A 255-nucleotide genomic window follows, 5' to 3' on the forward strand; every position below is an offset into this window, starting at 1 on the left:
GGTGTCCTCGACGGACCCGCGGAGTACGCGACCGCGCACGGCCCAGCAGCCCGCGTCCTGGACGTGCTGTCCCTCGGTTTCCTGCTCTTCGCGGCGCGGATCCAAGCCGCGGGGGACGCTCTGCGCCCGTTCGTCCGGGACCACTTGGGCGACCGCGAGGAGGCGTGGGCGGTTCTGGCACGGCTGATGGGCACCTTTTACGGCACCGCCCCCGAGCTGCTCGCGACCGCGGGCGACATCGCCTGGCCGGTGTGT

General features: G+C 72.9%; 1 protein-coding gene. It reads left to right on the plus strand.

Annotated elements, in window-relative coordinates; translation table 11 throughout:
• Window positions 1-255, plus strand: a 255-nt coding sequence (locus tag MFF64_RS37055; RefSeq protein WP_238194044.1) for a hypothetical protein, incomplete at both ends; no start/stop codon positions are given.

This window comes from Methylobacterium frigidaeris (assembly GCF_022179185.1).
GTDB classification, from domain to species: domain Bacteria; phylum Pseudomonadota; class Alphaproteobacteria; order Rhizobiales; family Beijerinckiaceae; genus Methylobacterium; species Methylobacterium frigidaeris.